Origin of the sequence: Brevundimonas albigilva, from assembly GCF_023573565.1 — a bacterium.
In the GTDB taxonomy this organism is placed as follows: Bacteria; Pseudomonadota; Alphaproteobacteria; order Caulobacterales; family Caulobacteraceae; genus Brevundimonas; species Brevundimonas albigilva.
Genome location: NZ_CP097649.1, coordinates 1,880,093 through 1,900,084, shown reverse-complemented (window position 1 = coordinate 1,900,084; position 19,992 = coordinate 1,880,093). Strand labels below are relative to the sequence as shown.

General features: G+C 66.7%; 12 protein-coding genes. 9 read left to right on the top strand and 3 right to left on the bottom strand.

All coding sequences use genetic code 11. The annotated features are described in order from the left end of the window. Positions 1-66: 66 nt before the first annotated feature. Positions 67-2,229 (top strand): ergothioneine biosynthesis protein EgtB, encoded by a 2,163-nt coding sequence (gene egtB, locus M8231_RS09475; protein ID WP_250201331.1) that lies wholly within the window; start codon positions 67-69, stop codon positions 2,227-2,229. Between the two features lie 69 nt (positions 2,230-2,298). Here egtB and M8231_RS09470 read toward each other — a convergent pair whose 3' ends face one another. Continuing rightward, on the bottom strand, positions 2,299-2,526 hold the full coding sequence (locus M8231_RS09470; protein ID WP_249751975.1) for a con-10 family general stress protein: 228 nt from the start codon (positions 2,524-2,526) through the stop codon (positions 2,299-2,301). Between the two features lie 111 nt (positions 2,527-2,637). Continuing rightward, positions 2,638-3,615: an NAD(P)H-quinone oxidoreductase gene (locus M8231_RS09465; RefSeq protein ID WP_250201330.1), complete on the bottom strand. Its 978-nt coding sequence runs from the start codon at positions 3,613-3,615 to the stop codon at positions 2,638-2,640. Positions 3,616-3,977: 362 nt separating this feature from the next. Between M8231_RS09465 and rpoB the strand changes: the two genes are divergently transcribed. Both rpoB and rpoC read left to right on the top strand, forming a co-directional pair. Continuing rightward, entirely contained in the window at positions 3,978-8,093 is a 4,116-nt protein-coding gene (gene rpoB / locus M8231_RS09460; protein WP_250201329.1) for a DNA-directed RNA polymerase subunit beta, read from the top strand. A gap of 117 nt (positions 8,094-8,210) precedes the next feature. Beyond that, positions 8,211-12,407, top strand: a complete 4,197-nt coding sequence (gene rpoC / locus M8231_RS09455; RefSeq protein WP_250201328.1) for a DNA-directed RNA polymerase subunit beta' — start codon at positions 8,211-8,213, stop codon at positions 12,405-12,407. Positions 12,408-12,467: 60 nt separating this feature from the next. On the opposite strand, the gene M8231_RS09450 is transcribed toward rpoC, so the two are convergent. Further along, positions 12,468-13,265: a hypothetical protein gene (locus M8231_RS09450; protein WP_249750140.1), complete on the bottom strand. Its 798-nt coding sequence runs from the start codon at positions 13,263-13,265 to the stop codon at positions 12,468-12,470. Between the two features lie 388 nt (positions 13,266-13,653). On the opposite strand from M8231_RS09450, the gene rpsL reads away from it, so the two are divergent. From rpsL to M8231_RS09425, 6 genes are all read left to right on the top strand, one after another. Continuing rightward, positions 13,654-14,028 (top strand): 30S ribosomal protein S12, encoded by a 375-nt coding sequence (gene rpsL, locus M8231_RS09445; protein ID WP_021697983.1) that lies wholly within the window; start codon positions 13,654-13,656, stop codon positions 14,026-14,028. A gap of 39 nt (positions 14,029-14,067) precedes the next feature. After that, positions 14,068-14,541 (top strand): 30S ribosomal protein S7, encoded by a 474-nt coding sequence (gene rpsG, locus M8231_RS09440; RefSeq protein ID WP_201216437.1) that lies wholly within the window; start codon positions 14,068-14,070, stop codon positions 14,539-14,541. A gap of 136 nt (positions 14,542-14,677) precedes the next feature. Continuing rightward, on the top strand, positions 14,678-16,756 hold the full coding sequence (gene fusA, locus M8231_RS09435) for an elongation factor G (protein WP_250201327.1): 2,079 nt from the start codon (positions 14,678-14,680) through the stop codon (positions 16,754-16,756). A 110-nt stretch (positions 16,757-16,866) separates the two neighbouring features. Continuing rightward, the gene (tuf, locus tag M8231_RS09430) at positions 16,867-18,057 is read left to right on the top strand and encodes an elongation factor Tu (RefSeq protein ID WP_201216432.1); all 1,191 of its coding nucleotides are present in this window, start codon (positions 16,867-16,869) and stop codon (positions 18,055-18,057) included. A gap of 292 nt (positions 18,058-18,349) precedes the next feature. Next, positions 18,350-18,484: a hypothetical protein gene (locus M8231_RS16910; RefSeq protein WP_283843656.1), complete on the top strand. Its 135-nt coding sequence runs from the start codon at positions 18,350-18,352 to the stop codon at positions 18,482-18,484. 95 nt (positions 18,485-18,579) lie between these two features. Continuing rightward, positions 18,580-19,917 (top strand): hemolysin family protein, encoded by a 1,338-nt coding sequence (locus tag M8231_RS09425; RefSeq protein WP_249750142.1) that lies wholly within the window; start codon positions 18,580-18,582, stop codon positions 19,915-19,917. Positions 19,918-19,992 lie beyond the last annotated feature (75 nt).

Genomic DNA, 19,992 nt, shown 5'->3' with positions numbered 1-19,992 from the left:
GAACCTGAGCCTTGGCGTGACGTTCGCCTTTTGGACGCGACGCCGCGCCGCAGGGAACGCCGCATCATGAACGCACGCTTCGAGCCCGACGCACGGGTGACGGCGGACCTGGCGCGGTTCCGGGCGGTCCGCGCCGCCATGCCGGCCCTGGCCGAGGGGTTGTCGGCGGAGGATCTTTCGGCCCAGTCGATGGCCGACTGCAGTCCCGGCAAGTGGCATCTGGCGCATACCAGCTGGTTTTTCGAGGCCATGATCCTGGCCCCCGCCGACCCGGACTATCGTCCGGTCGATCCGCGCTTTCAGCAGCTGTTCAACAGCTATTACGAGGCGCTGGGCGAGCGGGTGGCGCGCCCCGAACGCGGCCTGATGACCCGACCGTCGCTGGACGAGGTTCTGGCCTATCGCCGCGAGATCGACCGGCGCATGGCCGCCTGGATCGCGCAGGCGCCGACGGGCGGGCGAGAGCGCTATCTGCTGGAGTTGGGCCTGCACCATGACCAGCAGCATCAGGAGCTGTTCCTGATGGACCTGCTGAACCTGATGTCGCGCTCGCCGTTGGACCCGGCGGCCTACGCCCAGGAGCCGCGTCGGCACCCGCCCGAGCCGGCGCGGGGCGGGGCGAGCCGGTTCGAAGGCGGCCTGATCGATGCGGGTCATGGCGCCCAGGGCTTCGCCTTCGACAACGAAGGGCCGGCGCATCGCGTCTGGCTTGAGCCTTTCGCCCTGGCGCATGACCTGGTCACGAACGGCGACTGGATCGCCTTTATCGACGACGGCGGATATCGCCGGCCCGAACTGTGGCTGTCGGACGGTTGGGCCGCCGTGAAGGCCGAGGGTTGGACGGCTCCGCTCTACTGGCGGCGGGGGGACGACGGCTGGACCGTGATGGGCCTGACCGGGCGCCGGCCCGTGGACCCTTCGGCGGCGGTCCGTCACGTCAGCTTCTACGAGGCCGACGCCTACGCCCGCTGGGCGGGCAAGCGATTGCCCAGCGAGTTCGAATGGGAACACGCCGCGACCAGCGCGCCGGAGGCGTTTTCGAACCTGTCGGGCGAGGTGTGGCAGTGGACGTCCAGCGCCTATGCGCCCTATCCGGGGTTCACGCCCACGCAGGGCACGGCCGCCGAGTACAACGGCAAGTTCATGGCCAACCAAATGGTCCTGCGCGGCGGCGCCTTCGCCACGCCCGAAGGCCACGACCGGCCGACCTATCGCAACTTCTTCTATCCCTTTCAGAGGTGGGCCTTCATGGGCGTGAGACTGGCCGAGGATGCGCCCGCCGGGCGCAAGACCGATTTCGAGGACGACACGACGCGGGCCTTCCGCGACGACCTGGTCGAAGGACTGTCGCGCCCGCAGAAGGCGTTGCCGCCCAAGTGGTTCTACGACGCCGAGGGCTCGCGCCTGTTCGAGGCCATCACCGACCTGCCGGAATACTATCCGACCCGGCAGGAGACGGCCCTGCTGCGCGAGCGCGCAGACGATCTGGCGACGGCGTTCGGGCCGGGCGCGGTGCTGGTCGAGTTCGGCTCGGGCGCCAGCGAGAAGACCCGCATCCTGCTGGACGCGGCCCCGGACCTGGGGGCCTATGTGCCGCTGGACATCAGCGAGAGCGCCCTGTTCGAGGCGTCCGAGCGTCTGCGCCGGGCCTATCCCCGTCTGGAGGTGAGGCCGCTGCTGGGCGATTTCGAGAACCTCGCCCCCCTGCCGGGCGATTTGCCGCGCGGGCGCAGGATCGGCTTCTTCCCCGGCTCCACGATCGGCAATCTTTCACCCGATGAGGCGGTGCGCTTCCTGGGCGCGGCGCGGCGGATGCTGGGGGAGGGGGCGCTGTTCGTCCTGGGCGTCGACCTGGTCAAGGACCCGGCCGTCCTGGTGCGCGCCTATGACGACAGCCGAGGCGTGACGGCGGCCTTCAACCGCAATGTCCTGGTCCGCGCCAACGCCGAGCTCGGCGCCGATTTCGACCTGGACGCGTTCGCCCACCGCGCGGTGTGGAACGCGGAACAGTCGCGGATCGAAATGCACCTTCAGGCCCAGGCGCCGACCACGGCGCGGGTCGATGGCCGCGCCTTCCGGTTCCAGCAGGGGGAGACCATCCACACCGAGAGTTCGCGCAAGTTCACGCGCGAGGCGGTCGAAGACATGGCCGCCGAGGCGGGGTGGCGTCTGGTCCGCTTCGACGCCTCCGCCGAGCCCAGCGTGGCCCTGGCGCTGCTGTCCAGCTGAGGCGACGGCCGGCAAGCAAAAAGGGCGGCGCCGAAAGCGCCGCCCTTTCTTTCGCCAACCAGCGGCGATCTATTCCTGAGGCCGTTGCGGCGCGGCTTGATCTTTGCGCGAGCCGTGGGAGGCCTCGCCGCCCTTGCGGCCCGCCTGCGCCGCCAGGCTGCGGTCTTGGGAGAAGCTGCGTTTCTCGCTGGGCACGCTTGCGCCGCCCTTGCGCGCGATCTCACGCTGACGTTCTGGGTCCATCGAAGCGAAGCCTCGCTTCGAGACGCCCGAGCCCCGCGTCGGTTGACCTTCCATCGGTTGTCCTTTCCCGCTGCTGTTGCGCTTGTGGGAGATCAACCGTTCGGAATCCCGGCCGGTTCCGAATGGAACCCAGGTTTTTACTTCCGTCGTCTGAGTGAAGGCTGTTCAGTCTTTCAGGATGATCTTGCCCAGGTGGGCGCCGGCTTCCAGGCGTCGGTGCGCCTCGGCCGCCTGGGACAGGGGCAGGACGGCGTCGATGACGGGGCGGAACCGGCCCGCCTCGATCCAGGGCCAGACGGTCGCCTCGATCCGCTGGGCCAACCGCGCCTTCTCGTCGGCAGGGCGGTTCCTGAGGGTCGATCCGGTCAGCGTCGCGCGCTTGCGCATCAGGGCCATGACGGGGACCTCCAGCGTCCCGCCGTCGAGGGCGGCGATATAGACGATCCGGCCGTCCATCTTCAGGGCGCGAAGGTTCCGCTCCAGATAGGCGCCGCCGATCATGTCCAGCACCACGTCGGCGCCGCCCATGTCTTCGACGACCGCGCCGAAGTCTTCGGCCTGGACATCGATGACGCGGTCCGCGCCCAGCGCCGTCAGAGCCTCGGCCCGCGCCGCGCCCCTGCAGGTGCCGACCACGCGCGCGCCGGCCGCCTTGCCCATCTGGATCGCCGTGACGCCGATGCCGGAGTTGGCGCCGTGCACCAGCAGGGTTTCGCCGGCGGCCAGTCGCCCGTGCTCGAACACATTGGCGAAGACGGTGAAGACCGTCTCGGGAAGGGCGGCGGCGTCCTCGAACGACAGGCCCGCCGGCAGGGGCAGGGCGTGGCGCGCATCGACCACGGCGTATTCGGCGTAACCCCCGCCGCCCAGCAGGGCCGTGATCCGATCGCCCGCGCGCCACCGGCCGGCGTCGTTGACCGCCTCGCCCGCTGCCTCAAGGCCCAGGGTTTCGGGAGCGCCGGGCGGCGGCGGATAGAGGCCGCGCCGTTGCAGCAGGTCGGGCCGGTTGACCCCGGCCGCCCGCACCCGGATCAGCAACTGGCCGTCGGCCGGGACGGGACGGTCCGTATCGACCCATTTCAGCGCCTCGGGCGGTCCCTTGCCGCCGTCGACGATGATGGCGTTCATGCGGGTCTGATCCATGATCGGGCTCCTTGAGGCGGTCTTGGAGGGTTGTGCCCGTTGGCCGGGGCCGGGACAAATCCCCAAAAGACGCTTAACGCGCCGCCGGGGTCTTTATTTCGCCGTGGAAGCGCGTATATGTCCGCGTTCCGCAACACTCCGCATGAGTCTGCGCGTAAAGCGCCGAGGCCCGGTCCGTCGCCCTCCGACCGGAGCGAAGGCGCGGCTCCTTCCCAAGGGAGCCCAATGATTTCAGGCGTCCGGTCCGTTCGCGGGCCGAGGGCAGACGCCGAAAACACTGGTCGCGGACGCCGAACGGCGGACCGTGGCTGCCGCATTTGACGCGTGGTTTTCCCCGGGCCGCGCGGATTGGGAAAAACTGAATGACTGACGTCGCCCACGATCTCGCCATCAACGGTCAGGTCGCCTCCGCCACCTCGTTCACCGGCAAGAAGCGCATCCGCAAGTCCTTCGGGCGCATCCCCGAAGCGATCCAGATGCCGAACCTGATCGAGGTCCAGCGCGCGTCCTACGAACAGTTCCTGCAGCGCGAGGTCCGTCCGGGCGAGCGCAAGGAGCAGGGGATCGAAGCGGTCTTCAAGTCGGTCTTCCCGATCAAGGACTTCAACGAGCGCGCGATCCTGGAATACGTCTCCTACGAGTTCGAGGAGCCCAAGTACGACGTCGAGGAATGCATCCAGCGCGACATGACCTACGCCGCGCCGCTGAAGGTCAAGCTGCGTCTGATCGTGTTCGAGACCGACGAGGAAACGCAGGCGCGTTCGGTCAAGGACATCAAGGAGCAGGACGTCTATATGGGCGACATCCCGCTCATGACGGACAAGGGCACCTTCATCGTCAACGGGACCGAGCGGGTGATCGTGTCCCAGATGCACCGTTCGCCGGGCGTCTTCTTCGACCACGACAAGGGCAAGACGCACTCTTCGGGCAAGCTGCTGTTCGCCGCGCGGGTGATCCCGTACCGCGGTTCGTGGCTGGACTTCGAGTTCGACGCGAAGGACATCGTCTATGTCCGCATCGACCGCCGTCGCAAGCTGCCGGCCTCGACCTTCCTGATGGGTCTGGGCATGGACGGCGAGGAAATCCTCAAGACCTTCTACGAGACCGTCCCCTACGAGAAGCGCGGCGAAGGCTGGGTCACGCCCTACAAGCCGGAACGCTGGCGCGGGGTGAAGCCCGAGTTCGACCTGATCGACGCCGACACCGGCGAGGTGGTCGCCCAGGCCGGCCAGAAGATCAGCGCGCGCGCCGCCAAGAAGCTGGGCGACACGGTCAAGTCGCTGTCGCTGGCCGCCGACGCCTTGGTCACCAAGTATCTGGCCAATGACGCGGTCAACATGGAGACCGGCGAGATCTTCGCCGAGGCGGGCGACGAACTGGACGCCCCCACGATCGAGGTGCTGGAGCAGAACGGCTTCACCACCATCGAGGTGCTGGACATCGACCATGTCACGGTCGGCGCCTACATGCGCAACACCCTGCGCGTCGACAAGAACGACAACCGCGAGGACGCCCTGTTCGACGTCTATCGCGTGATGCGTCCGGGCGAGCCGCCGACGCCGGAAGCCGCCGAAGCCATGTTCAACTCGCTGTTCTTCGACAGCGAGCGCTACGACCTGTCGGCCGTCGGCCGGGTCAAGATGAACATGCGCCTGGAAACCCCCGAGGTCTCCGACGAGATCCGCGTCCTGCGCAAGGAAGACGTGCTGAAGGTGCTGCAGATCCTGGTCGGCCTGAAGGACGGCCGCGGCGAGATCGACGACATCGACAACCTGGGCAACCGCCGGGTCCGTTCGGTCGGCGAACTGCTGGAAAACCAGTACCGCGTCGGCCTGCTGCGGATGGAGCGCGCCATCAAGGAGCGCATGTCCTCGGTCGATATCGACACGGTCATGCCGCACGACCTGATCAACGCCAAGCCTGCCGCCGCGGCGGTGCGCGAGTTCTTCGGTTCGTCGCAGCTGTCGCAGTTCATGGACCAGACCAACCCGCTGTCGGAAATCACCCACAAGCGCCGCCTGTCGGCGCTTGGCCCGGGCGGTCTGACGCGTGAGCGCGCGGGCTTCGAAGTCCGCGACGTGCACCCGACCCACTACGGCCGCATCTGCCCGATCGAGACGCCGGAAGGCCCGAACATCGGCCTGATCAACTCGCTGGCCACCCACGCCCGCGTCAACAAGTACGGCTTCATCGAGAGCCCGTATCGTCGCGTGAAGGACGGCCAGGCCCAGGGCGAGGTGGTCTACATCTCGGCCATGGAGGAGTCGAAGTACACGATCGCCCAGGCCAACATCGAACTGAAAGACGGCCAGATCGTCGAGGATCTGGTCCCCGGCCGGATCAACGGTGAATCCCAGCTCCTGAACAAGGACGCTGTGGACATGATGGACGTGTCGCCGAAGCAGGTCGTTTCGGTCGCCGCCGCCCTGATCCCGTTCCTGGAAAACGACGACGCCAACCGCGCGCTGATGGGCGCCAACATGCAGCGTCAGGCCGTGCCGCTGGTGCAGTCGGACGCGCCGCTGGTCGGCACCGGCATGGAAGCGGTGGTGGCCGTGGACTCCGGCGCCGTCGTGGTCGCCCGTCGTGACGGCGTCGTCGAGCAGATCGACGGCACCCGCATCGTCGTGCGCGCCACCGGCGATGTGGACGCCGCCCGTTCGGGCGTCGACATCTACCGCCTGTCGAAGTTCCAGCGCTCGAACCAGTCGACCTGCATCAACCAGCGCCCGATCGTGCGCGTGGGCGATGCGGTGAAGGCCGGCGACGTCATCGCCGACGGTCCGTCGACGGACCTGGGCGAACTGGCCCTGGGCCGCAACGCCTTGGTCGCCTTCATGCCTTGGAACGGCTACAACTTCGAGGACTCGATCCTGATCTCCGAGCGCATCGTGCGCGACGACGTCTTCACCTCGATCCACCTGGAAGAGTTCGAGGTCGCGGCCCGCGACACCAAGCTGGGGCCGGAAGAAATCACCCGCGACATCCCCAACGTCGGCGAGGAAGCCCTGCGCAACCTCGACGAGGCGGGCATCGTGGCCATCGGCGCCGAGGTCCAGCCGGGCGACATCCTGGTCGGCAAGGTGACGCCGAAGGGCGAAAGCCCGATGACTCCGGAAGAGAAGCTGCTGCGCGCCATCTTCGGCGAGAAGGCTTCGGACGTGCGCGACACCTCGCTGCGTCTGCCGCCGGGCGTGGCCGGCACCATCGTCGACGTGCGCGTCTTCAACCGTCACGGCGTCGACAAGGACGAGCGCGCCCTGGCCATCGAACGCGCCGAAATCGAACGCCTGGGCAAGGACCGCGACGACGAGCTCAAGATCCTGGAGCGCAACGTCTATGGCCGCCTGAAGCCCCTGCTGGTCGGCAAGAACGCCGTGTCGGGTCCCAAGGGCATCGGTCGCGGCGAACTGACCGACGAGAAGCTGGCCGAGGTCAGCCGCGGCCTGTGGTGGCAGATCGCGCTCGACGACGAAAAGGCGATGGGCGAGCTGGAGGCCATGAAGCGCCAGTTCGAGGACGCCCGCAAGGCGCTGGACCGTCGCTTCGAGGACAAGGTCGAGAAGCTGCAACGCGGCGACGAACTGCCTCCGGGCGTGATGAAGATGGTCAAGGTGTTCGTCGCGGTGAAGCGCAAGCTGCAGCCGGGCGACAAGATGGCCGGCCGTCACGGCAACAAGGGCGTCATCTCCAAGATCCTGCCGATCGAGGACATGCCGCACCTGGAAGACGGCACCCACGTCGACATCGTGCTGAACCCGCTGGGCGTGCCGTCGCGCATGAACATCGGCCAGATCTTCGAGACCCATCTGGGTTGGGCGGCCGCGGGCCTGGGCAAGCAGATCTCCGGTCTGCTGGAAGCCTGGCAGCACGGCGGTCAGAAGCAGGCCCTGGTCGAGCGCCTGACCGAGATTTACGGCGTAGACACCCCCCTGCCGCAGGACGAGGAAGAGCTGGTCGAACTGGCGAAGAACCTGTCCAAGGGCGTGCCCTTCGCGACCCCGGTCTTCGACGGCGCGCACATCGGCGACATCGAACGCCTGCTGGAAGAGGCGGGGCTGAACAAGTCGGCCCAGTCGATCCTGTACGACGGCCAGACCGGCGAGCAGTTCAAGCGTCCGGTCACGGTCGGCTACATCTACATGCTGAAGCTGCACCACCTGGTCGACGACAAGATCCACGCCCGCTCCATCGGCCCGTACTCGCTGGTCACCCAGCAGCCGCTGGGCGGCAAGGCGCAGTTCGGCGGTCAGCGCTTCGGGGAAATGGAGGTCTGGGCGCTGGAAGCCTACGGCGCCGCCTACACCCTGCAGGAGATGCTGACGGTGAAGTCCGACGACGTGGCCGGCCGCACCAAGGTCTACGAGGCCATCGTCCGCGGCGACGACAGCTTCGAGGCCGGCATTCCCGAGAGCTTCAACGTGCTCATCAAGGAAATGCGTTCGCTGGGTCTGAACGTGGAGCTGGAGAATTCGTGAGGCGTGACGCGTGAGTCGTGAATGGGCCGATGCTCGTCACGACTCACCACTCACCAATCACGGCGCAGTTCTCCCTCTGAATACTTTTCGCGGCGGTTGCCGCAGCAAGGAACCAAGATGAACCAGGAAGTCCTGAACATCTTCAACCCGGTCCCGGTCACCCCGACCTTCGACCAGATCAAGATCGCCCTGGCCTCGCCGGAGAAGATCCGGTCGTGGTCGTTCGGCGAGATCAAGAAGCCGGAAACCATCAACTACCGCACGTTCAAGCCTGAGCGTGACGGCCTGTTCTGCGCCCGTATCTTTGGCCCAACCAAGGACTACGAATGCCTGTGCGGCAAGTACAAGCGCATGAAGTACAAGGGCATCATCTGCGAGAAGTGCGGCGTGGAGGTTACCCTGGCCCGCGTCCGTCGCGAGCGGATGGGCCACATTGAACTGGCCGCGCCGGTCGCCCACATCTGGTTCCTGAAGTCGCTGCCGTCGCGCATCGCCCTGATGCTGGACATGGCGCTGAAGGACGTCGAGCGCGTCCTGTACTTCGAGAACTACATCGTCACCGAGCCGGGCCTGACCCCGCTGAAGCAGAACCAGCTGCTGACGGAAGACGAATTCTATCGCTATCAGGAAGAGTTCGGCGACGACGGCTTCACCGCCGAGATCGGCGCCGAGGCCGTGCGCAACCTGCTGATGGGCATCGACCTGCACGCCGAAGCCGAGAAGCACCGTGCCGAACTGGCCGACAACCCGTCGGAAATGAAGGCCAAGAAGGCGTCCAAGCGCCTGAAGCTGATCGAGGCCTTCCTGGAATCGGGCAACAAGCCCGAGTGGATGATCCTGACCATCGTGCCGGTCATCCCGCCGGAACTGCGCCCGCTGGTGCCGCTGGACGGCGGCCGCTTCGCGACGTCGGACCTGAACGACCTGTATCGCCGCGTCATCAACCGGAACAACCGCCTCAAGCGCCTGATGGAGCTGCGGGCGCCGGACATCATCATCCGCAACGAAAAGCGGATGCTGCAGGAATCGGTCGACGCCCTGTTCGACAACGGCCGTCGCGGCCGGGTCATCACCGGCGCCAACAAGCGGCCCCTGAAGTCGCTGGCCGACATGCTGAAGGGCAAGCAGGGCCGCTTCCGCCAGAACCTGCTGGGCAAGCGCGTCGACTATTCGGGCCGCTCGGTCATCACCGTGGGACCGGAACTGAAGCTGCACGAGTGCGGCCTGCCCAAGAAGATGGCGCTGGAGCTGTTCAAGCCGTTCATCTACGCGCGTCTGGACGCCAAGGGCCTGTCGGGCACCGTCAAGCAGTCCAAGCGCATGGTCGAGCGCGAGCAGCCCGCCGTCTGGGACATCCTGGACGAGGTGATCCGCGAGCACCCGGTGCTGCTGAACCGCGCGCCGACGCTGCACCGCCTGGGCATCCAGGCGTTCGAGCCCAAGCTGATCGAGGGTAAGGCCATCCGCCTGCACCCGCTGGTCTGCACCGCCTTCAACGCCGACTTCGACGGCGACCAGATGGCCGTGCACGTTCCGCTGAGCCTCGAGGCCCAGCTGGAAGCGCGCGTCCTGATGATGTCGACGAACAACATCCTGTCGCCCGCCAACGGCAAGCCGATCATCGTGCCGTCCCAGGACATCGTCCTGGGTCTGTACTACCTGTCGCTGGTCAAGGACGGCGAGCCGGGCGAGGGCAAGCTGTTCGCCAACATCGGCGAGATCGACGCGGCCCTGGACGCCAAGGTCGTCACCCTGCACACGCGCATCAAGGCCCGCTGGACCGAGATGAACGCCGAAGGGCAACTGGTCACCAAGGTGATCGACACGACCCCGGGTCGGATGAAGCTGGCCGCCCTGCTGCCGCAGAACCCGAACGTCGGCTATCGCCTGCTCGAGAAGAACCTGACCAAGAAGGAGATCGGCAACCTGATCGACGTGGTCTATCGTCACTGCGGTCAGAAGGCGACGGTCATCTTCGCCGATCAGATGATGGGTCTGGGCTTCCGCGAGGCCGCCAAGGCGGGCATCTCGTTCGGCAAGGACGACATCGTCATCCCGGCCAAGAAGGTCGAGCTGGTCAACGAGACCCGCGCCCAGGTCGAGGAGTACGAGCAACAGTACGCCGACGGCTTGATCACGCGCGGCGAGAAGTACAACAAGGTCGTCGACGCCTGGGCCAAGGCCACGGACCGGATCGCCGACGCCATGATGGGCGAGATCGCGCAGCCGCGCGTGCTGATCGAGGGCGAGAACCCCGACATCAACTCGGTCTTCATGATGGCCAACTCGGGCGCCCGCGGTTCGCAGGCGCAGATGAAGCAGCTGGGCGGGATGCGCGGCCTGATGGCCAAGCCGTCTGGCGAGATCATCGAGACGCCGATCACCTCGAACTTCAAGGAAGGCCTGACCGTCCTTGAATACTTCAACTCGACCCACGGCGCCCGCAAGGGCCTGGCCGACACCGCGCTTAAGACCGCCAACTCGGGTTATCTGACCCGTCGTCTGGTGGACGTGGCGCAGGACTCCATCGTCACCGAGGACGACTGCGGCTCGACGCGCGGCATCACCCTGCGCGCGGTCATGGAAGGCGGCGACGTGCTGGTGTCCCTGGGCGCCCGCATCCTGGGCCGTTACGCGGCCGAGGACATCAAGGAGCCGGGCGCGGACACCGTCCTGTTCCCCGCCGACACCTATCTGGTGGAAGAGGTCGTGGAAGCGATCGAGGCCGCCGGCGTGCAGTCGGTGAAGGTGCGTTCGGCCCTGACCTGCGAGGCCGAAGCCGGCATCTGCGGTCACTGCTACGGTCGTGACCTGGCGCGCGGCACCAACGTCAACATCGGCGAAGCGGTCGGCGTCATTGCCGCCCAGTCGATCGGCGAGCCGGGCACCCAGCTTACGATGCGGACCTTCCACATCGGCGGCACGGCGCAGGTTGCGGAAACCTCGTTCATGGAGGCGACCAACGCCGGTACGGCCAAGATCGCCGGCCCGACCGTCGTCGCGCCGCACGGCGACCTGGTGGCCATGAGCCGCAACGTCACCGTGACGGTGGTCGTGGACGGCAAGGACCGCGAGACGCACAAGGCCCCCTACGGCGCCCGCATCCGCGTCAAGGACGGCGGCGAGGTCAAGAAGGGCCAGCGCCTGGCCGAGTGGGACCCCTACACCACCCCCATCCTGACGGAAGTGGGCGGCGTGGTCCGCTTCGAGGACCTGGTCGACGGCCTGTCGGTCAAGGAAGAAACCGACGAGGCGACCGGCATCGCCCAGCGCGTCGTCACCGACTGGCGCGCCAGCCCGCGCGGCTCGGACCTGCGTCCGGCTCTGGGGGTCACCCAAGGCGAGGCCTATGCCAAGCTGTCGTCGGGGTCCGACGCCCGCTATCTGCTGCCCGTCGGCGCGGTTCTGTCCGTGGCGAACGGCGACGAGGTCAAGCCGGGCGAGATCGTCGCCCGCGTCCCGACCGAAGGCGCCAAGACCCGCGACATCACCGGCGGTCTGCCGCGGGTGGCCGAGCTGTTCGAAGCCCGTCGTCCCAAGGACTGCGCGGTCATCGCCGAGATGGACGGCCGCGTCGAATTCGGTCGCGACTACAAGAACAAGCGCCGGATCAAGATCACCCCGGAAGTCAACGCCGACGGCGTCCAGGGCGAACCGGTCGAGTTCCTGATCCCCAAGGGCAAGCACATCTCCGTCCACGACGGCGACCTGATCCAGAAGGGCGACTACATCATCGACGGCAACCCGGATCCGCACGATCTGCTGCGCATCCAGGGCGTCGAGGCGCTGGCCGAGTATCTGGTGAACGAGGTGCAGGAGGTCTATCGACTGCAGGGCGTGCCGATCAACGACAAGCACATCGAGGTGATCGTTCGCCAGATGCTGCAGAAGGTCGAGGTCATCGACTCCGGCGAGACCACCCTGATCAAGGGCGACACGGTCGAAGTGGCCGAGGCGGCGCTTGAGAACGCCAAGGTCGAAAAGCGCGGCGGTCGTCCGGCGATCACCCAGCCGGTTCTGCTGGGCATCACCAAGGCGTCGCTGCAGACCCGCAGCTTCATCTCGGCGGCGTCCTTCCAGGAGACCACCCGCGTCCTCACCGACGCCTCGGTCAACGGCAAGAAGGACACGCTGGAAGGCCTGAAGGAAAACGTCATCGTCGGCCGCCTGATCCCGGCCGGCACGGGCGCCTACCTGCGCAGCCTGCAGAAGATCGCCAACGATCGCGACGCGGAACTGACCCAGGCCCGCGAAGACGCGGTCGAGCCGCTGCCGGCCGACCTGCAATTGGAGCTGGAGAGCAGCGAAGGCTGATCTCCGGTTTCGGAAGCGAAGACCTGAGAAGGGCGGCGCCGGCGACGGCGCCGCCCTTTTCTATTGAGGTTCGCGCCCAGGCCCGGAGGCCCCGGGGACCAGCGGCGCGCCAGAGGCCGGCGGGCCGTCGCGGCGGGTGCGGACGTTGCGCGAGGAGTCGGGCGCAAGCGACGGATCCAGATGCGCGCCGGCGCAGCCCGTGCCGAAGTTGGAGCCGATGCAGTCGGCCGGGCCCACCACGCCGACGCCGCCCGACAGCGGACGACGCTGGGCCTCCCACTGCTGCAGCCGGCGGGCGCCCTCGCGGGCGAAGGCGGCGTCGCGCTCGGGATCGCCGGAGCCGTGGATGGGCGGGGCCGCCGCCGCGCGTTCGCCGAACCGCTGGCGGCAATGTCGCCGTTCGTCCTCGTTCAGCAGTTCGGGCGAGGCGCAGCCGGCGGCGCCCAGCCGCAGGCTGCGCGACATGGCCCCGCGCCGGTCGGTCGGATCGACCCGCCAGGCCGTGTCCGGGGCAGGGGCGCCGGCGGGGGGCTGGACGGCCAGGCGCGGCTGGACGGGCGCCGGACGGCCCTCATAGGCGGGATCGGGCCGGCGCGCCTGCGGGGCGGCGTCGTCGCGCGCCCGGCCCTGAATCGGCGCGTCGGGTTCGGTCGTCGCCACGGGCGGGCGCGGGCGCTCGTCGCGCAGCAGGGGGCGGGGCTGGATTTCCAGCAGGATAAGCGGGGGCTCGGGGCGGGCGACCCTGCGCGGCCCCAGGGCGTTCAGCGACAGCGCCAGGATCAGGCCGCCATTGACCGCGACGGCCCCCAGGGCCAGTGCAGCCTTGCGCCTGGTGTCGATGCGCCCGTCGCCCGTCACGCCGCCCCTCCCGGTTCGACGCCAAGCTGGGCGGCAAGCATGGCCGCTTTCAGGCGGCGCGGCGACTTGTTCGCGTCGCGGCTGTGCGTCGGTCCCCCGAAACGCGGCGGGACGGGGGATGCGCTTGACCCGAACGCCCATCGCGCGTAGAAGCCGCCCACTTTCGAGGCGTGGCCGGTTCGCCGTCCGCTGAGACGATCACAATCGAACGGACGGCCTGTGCGCCGCCGGAACGCCCGAAGCGCGCGTTCCGGTTTTTCTGTTTGAGGACGGCGTCTCGGTCTCGATGACAACCCGGGCGGGGGAATGGTCCCTCGTTCACAAAAGAAGGCGCGGGGCGCCTCGGTCGAAAGACACACGCCCCCCACAGAAGTCGAGACCTGTCTCAATGCCTACGATCAACCAACTGATCCGCAAGCCGCGCAAGCCCAAGCCCGTCCGCAACAAGGTTCCGGCCCTGGAAGGCTCGCCCCAGCGCCGCGGCGTCTGCACCCGCGTCTATACGACGACCCCGAAGAAGCCGAACTCGGCTCTGCGTAAGGTCGCCAAGGTGCGCCTGGCCAAGAACGGCTACGAAGCCGTGTGCTACATCCCCGGCGAAGGCCACAACCTGCAAGAACACTCGGTCGTGCTGATCCGCGGCGGCCGCGTGAAGGACTTGCCGGGCGTTCGCTACCACATCCTGCGCGGCGTGCTGGACACGCAAGGCGTCAAGGACCGCAAGCAGCGCCGTTCGCACTACGGCGCCAAGCGTCCGAAGTAAGCCGCCCTGCGCGTCATCAGATTCTAAGAGGATACATCCATGTCCCGTCGTCACCGCGCCCAGAAGCGTGAAGTCCTGCCGGATCCCAAGTTCGGCGACCTGATCGTCACCAAGTTCATGAACTACGTGATGTACGAAGGTAAGAAGGCCGTCGCCGAAAACATCGTTTACGGCGCCTTCGACATCCTGGCCGACAAGAAGAAGGACCAGACCGCGGTCGAGACCTTCCACTCGGCGCTCGACAACGTCGCCCCGTCGGTCGAAGTCCGTTCGCGTCGCGTCGGCGGCGCCACCTACCAGGTGCCGGTCGAGGTCCGTCCGGACCGTCGCCGCGCCCTGGCCATTCGCTGGCTGGTCAACGCCGCGCGCAACCGCGGCGAAAACACGATGACCGAAAAGCTGGCCGCCGAACTGCTGGACGCCTCGAACAACCGCGGCACCGCGGTCAAGAAGCGCGAAGACACCCACAAGATGGCCGAAGCCAACCGCGCCTTCAGCCACTATCGCTGGTAACGCCTTCAAAGCGTCATCGACGATGACTATCTGAGACTATCCGGCGCGGGCGGTTTGAGCTAAATCGCCCGCGCCGCCTTATCCGACATTTCCGAGGGCGCCCTGGCGTCCGCCAAAGCCCCCAAGGGACGCTCTCATGCCCCGCACGCATAAAATCGAAGACTACCGCAACTTCGGCATCATGGCCCACATCGACGCGGGCAAGACGACGACGACCGAGCGGATTCTGTATTACACCGGCAAGTCGCACAAGATCGGCGAAGTGCACGACGGCGCCGCCACCATGGACTGGATGGACCAGGAGCAGGAACGCGGCATCACCATCACGTCCGCCGCGACGACCGCCTTCTGGAAAGAGAAGCGCCTCAACATCATCGACACCCCCGGCCACGTGGACTTCACCATCGAAGTCGAGCGTTCGCTGCGCGTCCTGGACGGCGCCGTGACGGTGCTGGACGGCAACGCCGGCGTCGAGCCGCAGACCGAGACCGTCTGGCGTCAGGCCGACAAGTACAAGGTTCCGCGCATCGTCTTCGTCAACAAGATGGACAAGATCGGCGCCGACTTCGACAAGTCGGTCGAGTCGATCCGCGACCGTCTGGGCGCCAAGGCCGTGCCGATCCAGTTCCCGATCGGCGCCGAATCCAACCTGTCGGGCCTGGTCGACCTGGTCCGCATGAAGGCGGTCATCTGGGACAACGACGGCCTGGGCGCCTCCTTCCGCGACGAGGAAATCCCCGCTGACCTGAAGGCCAAGGCTGATGAAGCGCGTCAGTATCTGATCGACAACGCCGTCGAACTCGACGACGAGGCGATGGAAGCCTATCTGGAAGGCAACGAGCCTTCGGAAGAAACCATCAAGAAGTGCATCCGCAAGGCGGTGCTGACGGGCGCCTTCTATCCGATCCTTTGCGGCTCGGCCTTCAAGAACAAGGGCGTGCAGACGCTGCTGGACGCCGTCGTCGACTACCTGCCGTCGCCGATCGACATCCCGCCGACCCCGGGCATCGACTTCAAGACGGAAGAGCCCGTGGTCCGCAAGGCGTCGGACGACGAGCCGCTGTCGGTCCTGGCGTTCAAGATCATGGACGACCCCTTCGTCGGCTCGCTGACCTTCTGCCGCCTGTATTCGGGCAAGATGGAAACCGGCCAGTCGCTGCTGAACTCGACCCGCGACAAGAAGGAACGCGTCGGCCGCATGCTGCTGATGCACTCCAACAACCGCGAGGACATCAAGGAAGCCTACGCCGGCGACATCGTCGCCCTGGCCGGCCTGAAGGACACCCGCACCGGCGACACCCTGTGCGACCCGATCAAGTCGCCGGTCATCCTGGAGCGCATGGAGTTCCCGGCCCCGGTCATCGAGATCGCCGTCGAGCCCAAGACCAAGGCCGACCAGGAAAAGCTGGGCGTCGCCCTGGCCAAGCTGGCGTCGGAAGACCCGTCCTTCACCGTCTCGACCGACCACGAGTCCGGCCAGACGATCCTGAAGGGCATGGGCGAGCTGCACCTGGACATCAAGATCGACATCCTGAAGCGCACCTACAAGGTCGAGGCGACCATCGGCGCGCCGCAGGTGGCCTATCGCGAATCCATCAGCCGCAAGGCCGAGATCGACTACACCCACAAGAAGCAGACCGGCGGTACGGGCCAGTTCGCCCGCGTCAAGCTGGTGTTCGAGCCGGGCGAGCCGGGTTCGGACTTCGTCTTCGAATCCGCCATCGTCGGCGGCGCGGTGCCCAAGGAATACATCCCGGGCGTCGAGAAGGGCCTGAAGTCGGCCAAGGACCACGGCCTGCTGGCCGGCTTCCCGGTCATCGACGTTAAGGCCACCCTGGTCGACGGCGCCTTCCACGACGTCGACTCCTCGGTGCTGGCGTTCGAAATCGCTTCGCGCGCCGCCTTCAAGGAACTGCGTGAAAAGGGTGGCCCCAAGCTGCTCGAGCCGATCATGGCGGTCGAGGTCGTGACCCCGGAAGAGTACCTGGGTTCGGTCATCGGCGACCTGAACGGCCGTCGCGGCATGATCCAGGGGCAGGACATGCGCGGCAACGCCACGGTGGTGAACGCCTTCGTGCCGCTGGCCAACATGTTCGGCTACGTGAACACGCTGCGCGGCATGTCGCAGGGCCGCGCCCAGTTCACCATGCAGTACGACCACTATGAGCCGGTGCCGCAGCACGTCGCCGACGAAGTGATCAAGAAGTACGCCTAAGCTTTCCCTTTTCGGAAAGCGGACCTAAAAGCGCCCGGCCGGTCACAGGCCGGGCGTCCTTAACCCCCAAACCAAAAGGAACCCCGGTTCGGGGACCTAGGAGCTAGAGAATGGCCAAGGAAAAGTTCGAACGCACGAAGCCGCACTGCAACATCGGCACGATCGGTCACGTCGACCACGGCAAGACGACGCTGACGGCGGCGATCACGATGACGCTGGCGAAGGCGGGCGGTGCGAAGGCGATGAACTACGCCGACATCGACGCGGCGCCGGAAGAGAAGGCGCGCGGCATCACGATCAACACGGCGCACGTGGAATATGAGACGGCCAACCGTCACTACGCCCACGTCGACTGCCCGGGCCACGCCGACTATGTGAAGAACATGATCACGGGCGCGGCGCAGATGGACGGCGCGATCCTGGTGGTTTCGGCCGCGGACGGCCCGATGCCGCAGACGCGCGAGCACATCCTCCTGGCCCGTCAGGTCGGCGTGCCGGCGCTGGTGGTCTTCATGAACAAGGTCGACCTGGTCGACGACGAAGAGCTGCTGGAGCTGGTCGAGATGGAAGTGCGCGAGCTGCTGAGCAGCTACCAGTTCCCGGGCGACGAAATCCCGATCACCAAGGGCTCGGCCAAGGCCGCGACCGACGGCGTGAACCCGGAGATCGGCGAGCAGCGCGTGCTGGCGCTGATGGAGACGGTCGACGCCTACATCCCGCAGCCGGCCCGTCCGGTGGACCAGCCGTTCCTGATGCCGGTGGAAGACGTGTTCTCGATCTCGGGCCGCGGCACCGTGGTGACGGGTCGCGTCGAGAAGGGCGTGATCAAGGTCGGCGAGGAAGTCGAGATCGTCGGCATCCGTCCGGTCCAGAAGACGACCTGCACGGGCGTGGAAATGTTCCGCAAGCTGCTGGACCAGGGCGAGGCGGGCGACAACGTCGGCGTGCTGCTGCGCGGCACCAAGCGTGAGGACGTCGAGCGCGGTCAGGTCCTGTGCAAGCCGGGTTCGATCACCCCGCACACCAAGTTCCTGGCCGAGGCCTACATCCTGACCAAGGAAGAAGGCGGCCGCCACACGCCGTTCTTCACCAACTACCGCCCGCAGTTCTACTTCCGCACGACCGACGTGACCGGCATCGTGCACCTGAAGGAAGGCGTCGAGATGATCATGCCGGGCGACAACGCCGAGCTGAACGTCGAGCTGATCACCCCGATCGCCATGGACCAGGGCCTGCGCTTCGCCATCCGTGAAGGCGGCCGCACCGTCGGCGCCGGCGTCGTGGCCAAGATCGTCGAGTAATCGACGATCCCAGGCCACGCATCCTTGCGATGCTGCGGGAGCCATGCTCCCGCAGGGGCCAAGATCGTCGAGTAATCGACGTTCTGATGCGCTAACGCGCGTGAAGCGATCGCTCGCTTCTTGAGCGCGTCGGCCTTGCGGCTGACAAGCCATTCGTAGCGTACAGAGCGGCCCCCGGAGCGATCCGGGGGCCGTTTCTGCATTGATGTTCGCCTTTCAGGCGTGAGGGCTTGCCCGCAACCCAAATCCCCCATCTACGTTCGGCTGTGGACGTTAAGGATTTGGTAACCCTATGTTTCGCGCGGTTCGCATCGGTCTGTTCATCGGCACCCTGATCGGGATGTCGGCCTGCGCGACGCAATACGACGCGCAGGGACGCCCCGTTTCGGGCGCCTATGGCTCCGTCGAGGCCGGCCGCACGGGCTGATTTCAAGGAAATCGTGGCGCTGAGGGCGATTGTCGCCTACTGTCGTCCTTGCGGACGCCGTTTGTCGCGCCGCGTCGGTCCTTATAACCCCCTAGATGTTACTCATCGCTATCGTCGTCGTTCTGCTCCTGGTGGTGCTCAACGGCCTTTTCGCCATGACCGAACTGGCGGTCGTGTCGTCCCGGAAATCCAAGCTGCAAAGCCGGGCCGAGAAGGGGGATCGCGGGGCGCGCAAGGCCCTGAAGCTGTCCGAGGAGCCCACGCAGTTCCTGTCGGCGGTGCAGGTGGGCATCACCCTGATCGGCATTCTGGCGGGCGCCTACGGCCAGGCGACCATCGCCGGCGAGTTGGACCGCATCCTGGAAACCAGCTTTCCGGCCCTGGCCGCCTACACCGAATTCTTCTCCACCGCCGTGGTCGTCATCTGCATCACCTATGTTTCGCTGATCGTCGGCGAATTGGTGCCCAAGCGTCTGGCGCTGATCTTTCCGGAGACCATCGCGTCCAAGATGGCGCAGCCGATCTCCAGCCTGGCGCTGGTGATGAAGCCCTTCGTCCTGCTGCTGACGGCCTCGACGTCCGGCATCCTGAAGCTGCTGGGCGTCAAGGACCGGGATGGGTCGGACGTCACCCAGGAAGAGGTGGCGACCATCCTGGCCGAGGGCACCTCGGCCGGCCTTATCGAGCCGGAAGAGCAGGAGATGATCGAGGAGATCCTGCGGCTGGGCGACCGTCCGGTGCGGGTGGCCATGACGCCGCGTCACGAGGTGTTCTGGATCGCCCTGGACGACAGCGAGAAGCAACTGCGCGAGGAAATCCGGACCTGTCCCTATTCCCGCATCGTCGTGGCGCGCGACAACGACGTCGATAATCCGCTGGGCGTCGTCCACAAGAAGGACCTGCTGGACAGCCTGCTGGACAATGGCGAGTTCAACGTCGAACGCCTGGTGCAGGAGCCCGCCTTCATCCCGCAGTCGACCTCGGTGTTGAAGGCGCTGGAGATCATCAAGGGCTCCAAGGTCCACATGGCCTTCATCGTCGACGAGTTCGGCGCCTTCGAAGGCGTCATCACCGCCACCGACCTGCTGGAGATGATCGCCGGCGACTTCAACGAATCGCACGACGAGGAAGAGGCCTATCTGCGACAGCGCGAGGACGGCTCTTGGCTGGTCGACGGACAGACCGACCTGGACGAACTGGCCGACGCCCTGGGCGAGGATTTCGGCGACCATGAAGGCTTCCACACCGTCGCCGGCCTGATCCTGCACCAGCTGTCGCGCGTGCCCGACGAGGGCGAGGTGCTGCAGGTCGGGCGCTACGAGGTCGAGGTGGTCGACATGGACGATCGCCGGATCGACAAGCTGATCTTCAAGGAACTGGTCCGAGCCGAAGACGAGAAGCAGGCGGTCGCCGCGCACCTGGAAGAGGAATAGGCGCGTCACATCCGCCCTTGAAATGCCGGGCCGCGTCAGGCATACGCGCCCCTCTGGCGAAGACGCTTGCCGATG

Coding starts and splice junctions, on each gene's coding strand:
- egtB (WP_250201331.1), top strand. CDS start 67: ATGAACGCACGCTTCGAGCCCGACGCACGGGTGACGGCGGACCTGGCG.
- M8231_RS09470 (WP_249751975.1), bottom strand. CDS start 2,526: ATGGAAGGTCAACCGACGCGGGGCTCGGGCGTCTCGAAGCGAGGCTTC.
- M8231_RS09465 (WP_250201330.1), bottom strand. CDS start 3,615: ATGGATCAGACCCGCATGAACGCCATCATCGTCGACGGCGGCAAGGGA.
- rpoB (WP_250201329.1), top strand. CDS start 3,978: ATGACTGACGTCGCCCACGATCTCGCCATCAACGGTCAGGTCGCCTCC.
- rpoC (WP_250201328.1), top strand. CDS start 8,211: ATGAACCAGGAAGTCCTGAACATCTTCAACCCGGTCCCGGTCACCCCG.
- rpsL (WP_021697983.1), top strand. CDS start 13,654: ATGCCTACGATCAACCAACTGATCCGCAAGCCGCGCAAGCCCAAGCCC.
- rpsG (WP_201216437.1), top strand. CDS start 14,068: ATGTCCCGTCGTCACCGCGCCCAGAAGCGTGAAGTCCTGCCGGATCCC.
- fusA (WP_250201327.1), top strand. CDS start 14,678: ATGCCCCGCACGCATAAAATCGAAGACTACCGCAACTTCGGCATCATG.
- tuf (WP_201216432.1), top strand. CDS start 16,867: ATGGCCAAGGAAAAGTTCGAACGCACGAAGCCGCACTGCAACATCGGC.
- M8231_RS16910 (WP_283843656.1), top strand. CDS start 18,350: ATGTTTCGCGCGGTTCGCATCGGTCTGTTCATCGGCACCCTGATCGGG.
- M8231_RS09425 (WP_249750142.1), top strand. CDS start 18,580: ATGTTACTCATCGCTATCGTCGTCGTTCTGCTCCTGGTGGTGCTCAAC.